The 7,058-nt window shown below is 65.9% G+C and carries 8 protein-coding genes, 1 pseudogene and 1 riboswitch; all 9 genes and pseudogenes read left to right on the top strand.

Features of this window, described 5'->3' with window-relative positions; translation table 11 throughout:
* Positions 1 to 314 (top strand): cobalamin biosynthesis protein (locus B7L71_RS00100; RefSeq protein ID WP_170919404.1); only part of this gene is annotated, 314 nt, incomplete at its 5' end.
* Positions 314 to 1,426, top strand: a complete 1,113-nt coding sequence (cobD, locus tag B7L71_RS00095) for a threonine-phosphate decarboxylase CobD (RefSeq protein ID WP_081135027.1) — start codon at positions 314 to 316, stop codon at positions 1,424 to 1,426. The genes B7L71_RS00100 and cobD, both read left to right, overlap by 1 nt.
* Positions 1,410 to 1,958 (top strand): bifunctional adenosylcobinamide kinase/adenosylcobinamide-phosphate guanylyltransferase, encoded by a 549-nt coding sequence (locus B7L71_RS00090; protein ID WP_081135024.1) that lies wholly within the window; start codon positions 1,410 to 1,412, stop codon positions 1,956 to 1,958. The genes cobD and B7L71_RS00090 overlap by 17 nt, the downstream gene beginning before the upstream one ends.
* Entirely contained in the window at positions 1,955 to 2,716 is a 762-nt protein-coding gene (cobS, locus tag B7L71_RS00085; RefSeq protein ID WP_081135151.1) for an adenosylcobinamide-GDP ribazoletransferase, read from the top strand. The genes B7L71_RS00090 and cobS overlap by 4 nt, the downstream gene beginning before the upstream one ends.
* The gene (locus B7L71_RS00080; protein WP_170919403.1) at positions 2,668 to 3,321 is read left to right on the top strand and encodes a histidine phosphatase family protein; all 654 of its coding nucleotides are present in this window, start codon (positions 2,668 to 2,670) and stop codon (positions 3,319 to 3,321) included. Before cobS ends, B7L71_RS00080 begins: the two co-directional genes overlap by 49 nt.
* Positions 3,273 to 3,710, top strand: coding sequence for a bifunctional adenosylcobinamide kinase/adenosylcobinamide-phosphate guanylyltransferase (locus tag B7L71_RS00075; RefSeq protein ID WP_039179601.1), 438 nt, complete (start codon positions 3,273 to 3,275; stop codon positions 3,708 to 3,710). The genes B7L71_RS00080 and B7L71_RS00075 overlap by 49 nt, the downstream gene beginning before the upstream one ends.
* 73 nt (positions 3,711 to 3,783) lie before the next feature.
* Positions 3,784 to 4,020, top strand: a riboswitch (cobalamin riboswitch).
* A gap of 144 nt (positions 4,021 to 4,164) precedes the next feature.
* A pseudogene (locus tag B7L71_RS00070) lies at positions 4,165 to 5,969 on the top strand (TonB-dependent receptor domain-containing protein).
* A 40-nt stretch (positions 5,970 to 6,009) separates the two neighbouring features.
* A complete protein-coding gene (locus B7L71_RS00065; RefSeq protein ID WP_081135148.1) occupies positions 6,010 to 6,867 on the top strand; it encodes a cobalamin-binding protein in 858 nt (285 codons plus the stop codon).
* The coding region (locus tag B7L71_RS00060; RefSeq protein ID WP_139790003.1) for an iron chelate uptake ABC transporter family permease subunit at positions 6,867 to 7,058 on the top strand (192 nt) is incomplete at its 3' end. The genes B7L71_RS00065 and B7L71_RS00060, both read left to right, overlap by 1 nt.

Here is a 7,058-nt window from a genome sequence, read left to right as displayed (position 1 = left end):
CGGGCGTGCTGTATGGGGTGTTTCACCGCTCACCTCTGCGCTGGCGAGGCGCCCTGGCGGCCACCTGGCGCGAGGCACCCCGCCACTCAAGCCCCAACGCGGGCTGGCCCGAGGCGATGGTGGCGAATTTGCGGGGCGTCCAGTTGGGCGGCACCAACGTCTACCAGGGGCAAGTATCGCACCGGGCCACGCTGGGCACGGCCCATGATTTACTGCAAGCCAGCCACATCACTACCACGATTTGGCTGATGCACGGGGCCTGGTTGATGTTCTTCCTGCTGCTGTGCCTCGTGATGGCTACGGTGGCCTGGTGATGCGCGACCAGCCCGGCAACCTTCCTCTCGACCATTGGCCAAGCCACGGTGGCCAGGCCGCCGCGCTGCTGCAGCGCTTTGGCCTGCCTGCCGACCATCCGCTGGAAGATATCAGCGCCAACCTGAACCCGCTGGGCCCGCCCGACTGGGTAACCGGCTACCTGGCCCAGCGCCTGGCTGGGCTGGGCCGCTACCCCGAACCGGACTACCGCGCCGCCAGACAGGCGATTGCCGAACACGCAGGCGTGGAGCCGGGGCAGGTACTGCTCACCAATGGCGGCGCGGAAGCCATCTTTCTGGCGGCGGCGCACCACGCTGGCCAGCAGGCGCTGATCGTCACCCCCACCTTTGGCGAGTACGCCCGGGCCTGCAACGCCCACGGTGTGCGCATCAGCGAGCTTGGCCTGTTGCCGGGCACCTTCGACCCGCCCGCGGCCGCGTTGCTGCAGGCGGCGGCCAGCGCTGATGTTGTATTCGTTTGCCGCCCCAACAACCCCACCGGCACGCTGCTGCCCGTGGCGCTTATCGAGGCGCTGCTGGACGCCTTGAAACCGGGGGCCTCGCTGGTGGTGGATGAAGCCTTCATCGACCTGGCGTTGGAGGCTGCACCGCTGACCCCGCTGCTCCAACGCTACCCGGCGTTGATCCTGCTGCGCTCCATGACCAAATTCTTTACCCTGCCGGGCCTGCGGCTGGGCTACGTGCTGGCCGATGAGGGGCATATCGCTCAGCTTCAGGCGCAGCAACCGCCCTGGAGCGTCAATCATCTGGCTGCCGATCTGGTGCCGCCGCTGCTGGCGGATGAGGGCTTTGCTCGGCGTACCCACCAGTGGTTGGCCCGTGAGCAGCCGCGCATGGGCGCTGCCCTGGCCGCGCTGGGGCTGGAGGTGGTGCCCAGCCACAGCTGCTTTCATCTGGTGCGGCCTGGGGCCGCTCAGCGGCAACGGGGCATTTCCAGTATCGTGCTGCTTGAACGCCTGCTTCACCAAGGTATGCTGGCGCGACATACCCATGGTTTTGCTGGCCTGAAGGGTGGTTGGCTAAGGCTGGCACTGCGCGATGGTGTGACCAATGATCGGTTGTTAAAGGTGCTGAATGATTGTCTTTGTTAGTGGAGGGGCTCGGTCGGGCAAGAGCCTGGTGGCGGAGCAGTGTGTTCAGCAGTACGCCGACGGCAAGACGTGTTACTACGTGGCCACCGCCGACATCTACGACAGCGAAATGGCCGAACGGGTAGGCCATCACCAGGCCCGCCGCGCCAACCACTGGGTCACCCTGGAAGCTCCGCTCAACATCGAGCAGGCCGTGGCCCAGGTGCCCAACGGCCATGCCGCCCTGTTGGACTGTCTGACCCTCTGGGCCAGCCAGGTGATGTTCAATACCCAGGAGGACGCCGCCCCGGTCAGTGAAACGGAAGCCTTTGCACTGTTGGTGCGTGCGCTTCACGATGCCCGCCGCCGGGGGGTGACGCTGGTGGTGGTCTCCAACGATCTCAACGAAGCGCCCCTGCCTGCCTCGGCAGAGGTGTGGCGCTACGTTGAATTCCTGCAAAGGTTGCACCGCTGGCTGGCGGCTCAGGCCGACCGGGTGGTGGAGGTGGTGGCCGGGCAGTCCATCGAATGGAAGGCGGCTGGCGCACCATGAAAAATGCCCTGTACGGCATGCTGCTGGCGCTGCAGTTTCTGACGCGCCTGCCGATCCCCGTTGCCTGCCCCTGGACACCGGCCACCCGGCGCTGGGCCATTCGCGCCTACCCGCTGGTGGGCCTGATGGTGGGAGCGCTGCTGGCCTGTGTCGCCCTGCTGTTGGGCCAGTGGCAAACCCCATCGCCCATCACGGCGCTGGTGCTGCTTAGCCTGTGGGTGGCCATTTCCGGTGGCCTGCACCTGGATGGCGTGATGGACCTGGCCGATGCGCTGGGCAGCAACCAGCCCGTGGCCCGCCGATGGGAGATCATGAAAGACCCGGTGGTGGGCAGCTTTGGCATGCTGGCGCTAGTGTTTCTGCTGGCCTGGAAAGGGGTGCTGCTATGGGCGCTGGTGCACTATCAGGCGCCGCTTGGCTGGCTGGTGGTGGCCCCCGCGCTGGGTCGGCTGGCGGGGGTGGCCCTGCTGGTGTTGACGCCCTGTGCCCAGCCCAGCGGCCTGGCCTTTAGCTGGCAGCAGTCGCTGGGCCGAAGAGACGTGGTGCTGGCCCTGCTGCCGCTGCTGCTGGGGGCACTGTTCATGCCGGGGCTGTGGGTCTGGCTGGTGGCCACGGCCTTGTGGGTCGTGCTGGTGCGTCAGGCGCTGCTGCGCTTATTTCACGGCATCAACGGTGACATGGTGGGTGCCACTATCGAAGGAGGAGAGCTTTGGCTACTGGTCTTGATGTGGAGCTGGTGGCAGTTCGCCACGGTATAACGTCCTGGAATCTGGAGCGTCGGTACCAGGGGCAGCGCGATATCCCGCTGCTGTTCCCGGACGCGGAAGCGGGCCTGCTGGCCCTGCGTGACGCTTTGGCAAGCGAGCGTTTCGATGCCATTCATGCCAGTGACCTGGGCCGCTGCCAGGAAACCCTGGCGTGGTCACAGGCGGCCAAGCCCGGCATGCCGGTGTACCGGGAGCCGCGCTTGCGAGAGCTGGATTTTGGCGAGTACGAAGGAAAGGTTTACGATGAACTCAAGGAGCTGCCGCACTACCGCGCCTGGATAGACAGCGCGGGCGAGCTGCAGATACCCGGCGGTGAGTCGTCTGGCCAGTTGCGTGAGCGCCTCGATGCCTGGCTGGAAGAGGTGGCGCAACAGGCGCGCGAACAGGGCCATCGCAAGGTGCTGGTGGTGACCCACGGCGGGGTGATTCGTGAGCTGCGCCGCCGGTTCGAAACGCTGGATTTCTGGGCGGGCATCGTCCATCAGGCCCAGGGCCGTCGCTGGCAGCTGACCTATCAGCCCAACGATGCAGGCAAAGGAGAGTGGCAATGCAACTGTTCATCGGCGGTGCCAGCGCAGGCAAGCGAGACGCAGTAAAACAGCGCTTTCCCGGCGCGGTGTGGTGGCGCCTGGCGCCGGGCCAGCGCTTGCAGGAAGTGTCCCACGTCATGCACCCCGGCACTCCGCTGGTGCTGCATGGCCTGTTCGAATGGCTCTCGGCGGCCATTCACTCCGACTTCAGCAGCGACGAATGGCGCGCCCACTGGCGCGAAGATCTGCAGCGCCTGGACGAGGCAGCGGCAGGCCAGCACGCCACCCTGGTGGTGATTGCCAACGAGCTGGGCCGAGGCCTGGTGCCCATGGCCCGGGACCAGCGCCGCCTGAGGGACCTCAGCGGTTGGTTCACCCAGGACGCCGCCGCCCAGGCAAGCCAGGTGTGGTACGTGCGCCATGGGCTCGTGCAAGCGCTGAAAAGCACGGCATAAAGCACGCCATAAAGTCCGACATAGTGCAGCACGCCCCGCCTGGCCAAAATTGACCTGATTAGCGCAAGTTGCTAGTTTACGCGCACTCTTAGGTGCTGATGGCGACCCTTCGCCCTCAGTTAAACGGGAAGTTGGTGAACGCAACTGCGTCAATCCAACGCTGCCCCCGCAACGGTGATCGAGACAAGAACGGCCAGGACGCCACTGTGCTCAGGCATGGGAAGGTGGTCGTTCGGAAAGGGTCGGCGCTTGAAAAAAGCGTCTCCTTTCGCTCGTCAGCCCGGAGACCGGCCCAGGAGTGACGGCTGAAAAAGCCACGGATTACCGGCATGCGGTGGGCATGTGCAGGGTGTAGGGTGGGCTGCCAACGCAGCTTGCCTGCCTTGCGTGTGCGCCTGCACCGGCCACTAAAAAACACGCTGTGCGGGTGAGCACAGTGCGCAAGGGATCCATCATGCAACGTTTATCTTCTACCGCCACGCTGGCGGCATTTGCCATGGCCGCCGTGCCCATGGCCGTTCATGCGCAGGCGCAGCAGCAGGCCTCGGCCAGTCACGATACGCTCAATCCTGTCGTCGTGACGGCGGCGTTGGCACCGCGTACCGCCAACGAAAGCCTCTCTTCGGTCACCGTTCTGGATGAAGCGACGCTTCGCCGCCAGGACCCGGTGAGCATCACGGATCTGCTGCGCGGCCAGCCGGGCGTGGACGTTTCCAGCAATGGCAGCTTCGGCAAGAACGGCAGCGTCTTTCTGCGCGGCACCGGCAGCGCCCAGAACGTGCTGCTGATCGACGGCATTCGCTTACGTTCGGCCACCAGCGGCAGCGCGGCGTGGCAGTACCTGGAACCACGCATGTTCGACCGCGCCGAAATCGTGCGCGGCCCCCGCGGCAGCCTCTACGGTGCCGATGCCATGGGCGGCGTCATTCAACTGTTTACCCCGAAGGGCGTGAGGAAGGCCCGCAGCCGCGTATTTCCGCAGGCGGTGGCTCGTTCAACACCCAGCGGCTCAGCGCAGGTATCAGCGGCCGAGAAGGCGGCACCCGCTACAGCTTTGCCGGTAGCCACTTCACCACCGATGGCCAACCCGTGCGCCGCGATGGCGACGACAAGGGGTACGACAACACATCGGCGCTGGCGCGGGTATCGCACACCTTTGATAACGGTGCCGAAGCGGGCGTGCTGGCCCTGCGTGCCCGTGGCCACAACGAATACGACGGCGGCGAGAACGACTTCGTGCAGCAGGTGGCCGGGGTATATGGCGAGCTGCCGCTGACAGACAGCTGGCGTAGCCGCCTGACGCTCAGCGAATCCCGCGATGAAAGCGATAATTTCGATGGCTTCAGCGAGTCTGCCTTTAATACCAGGATCCGTGCTGCCCGCTGGGAAAACACCTTCACCGCAGGGGCCCATGAGCTGGTGGCCGGGGCCGAGTACAGCGAAGACCGGGTAGACAGCACCACCGCCTACGATGAAACCAGCCGCAGCAATGCCGCCGTGTTCACCCAGACCCTGCTGGACTTCTCCCCGCTGCTGGTACAGGCGAGCCTGCGCTTCGACGACAACCAGGCTTACGGCGAGGAAGTGACCGGCAGCCTGGGGCTGGGCTACCAGCTGGATGACCAGCACACCCTTCGCGCCAGCTACGGCACGGCGTTCAATGCGCCCACCTACAACCAGCTCTACTTCCCTGGCTTCGGCAATCCCGATCTGGAAGCGGAAACGTCACATACCGTCGAGGCTGGGCTACGCGGCCAGTATGCCCAGTGGTTCTGGGATGCGGCGCTGTACCAGACCGACATCGACAACCTGATTGCGGGGCAGGGGCTGCAGTTCAACGTGCCGGAAAGCCGTATTCGGGGAGCCGAGCTGAGCGCTGGGCTCGAACTCGACGCCTGGACGCTGGCGGCGGCGCTCACCTACACCGACCCGGAGAATCGCCTGACCGGCATGCGCCTGCAAAACCGCGCTTCCCAAAGCCTGCGTCTGGACATCGACCGTGAGCTGGGCGAGTGGTCGGTGGGCGGCTCCTGGCTGGCCCAGAACCACCGCTATCGGGATGCCGCCAATCAGGACCGCCTGAGTGGCTACGGCCTGGTGAACCTGCGCGCCGGTTGGCAGTTTGCGCCGCTGTGGAGCGCCCGGGTGACGTTGGAGAACGTGCTGGACCAGGAGTACACCACCACGCGCTCCTTCGACGGTGCCGACTACATCAACGCTGGCCGGGCAGGGTTCCTGAGTGTTCACTTTGGCCAATGACACACTGACACGCGGGGCCCTGGGCCTCGCGTTTTCGTTCATGGCGGCCGCCGCCCAGGGGCATGACCATTCACGCTGCGCGGTGGATGATCGCGACCGAGAGGTGTGCCTGCACGCCTCTGCCAACCGTATCGCCACGCTCTCGCCGGGGGCCACCGAGCTGACCTGGGCCGCCGGGGCGGGGGATCAGGTGGTGGCGGTGGTCAGCTACAGCGACTACCCCCCGGAAGCCAAGCAGGTGGCCTCGGTAGGCAGCCACACGCGCATCGACCTGGAAGCGCTGGTGGGGCTGGCGCCGGATCTGGTCATCGGCTGGGTGACCGGCAACCCCGCCGAGCAGATGGAGACCCTGGAAGCGCTGGGTATGCCGGTGTTCTACATCGAGCCGCGCAGCGTGGAAGCCGTCGCCCATACCATCGAACGACTCGCCCGGCTGGCCGGTACCGAGCCAATAGGGCGGCAGTCGGCCAGCGAGTTCCGAGACGGCATGGCCGCACTCACCGCGCGCTATAGCGAACGCGACCCGGTCCCCACCTTCTACCAGGTGTGGGACGAACCGCTGATGGGCGTCAGTGACGAACACCTGATTGGCCAGGTGGTGACCCTGTGCGGCGGCGAGAACGTGTTTGGCGAGCTGGAACGGCTGGTGCCAAGGCTGGATGACGAAGCCGTGCTGGCCGCCAACCCGGAAGCCATCATCGCGGGCGGCATGGGCGAAGAGAACCGCCACTGGCTGACCCACTGGGAGCAATACCCTCACCTCGATGCGGTGGCCAAGGAGAACCTCTACTTCGTACCGCCTTCACTGATCCAGCGGCCCACCCCGCGGCTGCTGGAAGGCGCACAGCTGCTGTGCGACAAACTCGACCAGGCGCGCCAGAAGCGCGAGGACGCCTGATGCCGCTGCGCCGCTGGACACCCCTTGGCCTGCTGGCCCTGATGGCCGTGGCGGCGCTGCTGTTTTCGCTGACGGTGGGCAGCGCCTCGCTTTCCATGGCTCAGCTCTGGGGCGTGGTTCAGGGGCAGGGCGATACGCTGGCGCGCACCCTGGTGGTGGAACTGCGCCTGCCAAGGGCGCTCTCGGCCTTT

The sequence above is a fragment of the Halomonas sp. BC2 genome, from assembly GCF_002078115.1.
Classification (GTDB): Bacteria; Pseudomonadota; Gammaproteobacteria; order Pseudomonadales; family Halomonadaceae; genus Vreelandella; species Vreelandella stevensii.
Note: the sequence above shows the minus strand (reverse complement) of the source record. Positions and strands in the feature narration are given on the sequence as shown.

Bases quoted from the DNA above. Each gene is read 5' to 3' on its own strand.
- cobS (WP_081135151.1), top strand. From the start codon at position 1,955: ATGAAAAATGCCCTGTACGGCATGCTGCTGGCGCTGCAGTTTCTGACG.
- B7L71_RS00075 (WP_039179601.1), top strand. From the start codon at position 3,273: ATGCAACTGTTCATCGGCGGTGCCAGCGCAGGCAAGCGAGACGCAGTA.
- B7L71_RS00090 (WP_081135024.1), top strand. From the start codon at position 1,410: ATGATTGTCTTTGTTAGTGGAGGGGCTCGGTCGGGCAAGAGCCTGGTG.
- cobD (WP_081135027.1), top strand. From the start codon at position 314: ATGCGCGACCAGCCCGGCAACCTTCCTCTCGACCATTGGCCAAGCCAC.
- B7L71_RS00065 (WP_081135148.1), top strand. From the start codon at position 6,010: ATGGCGGCCGCCGCCCAGGGGCATGACCATTCACGCTGCGCGGTGGAT.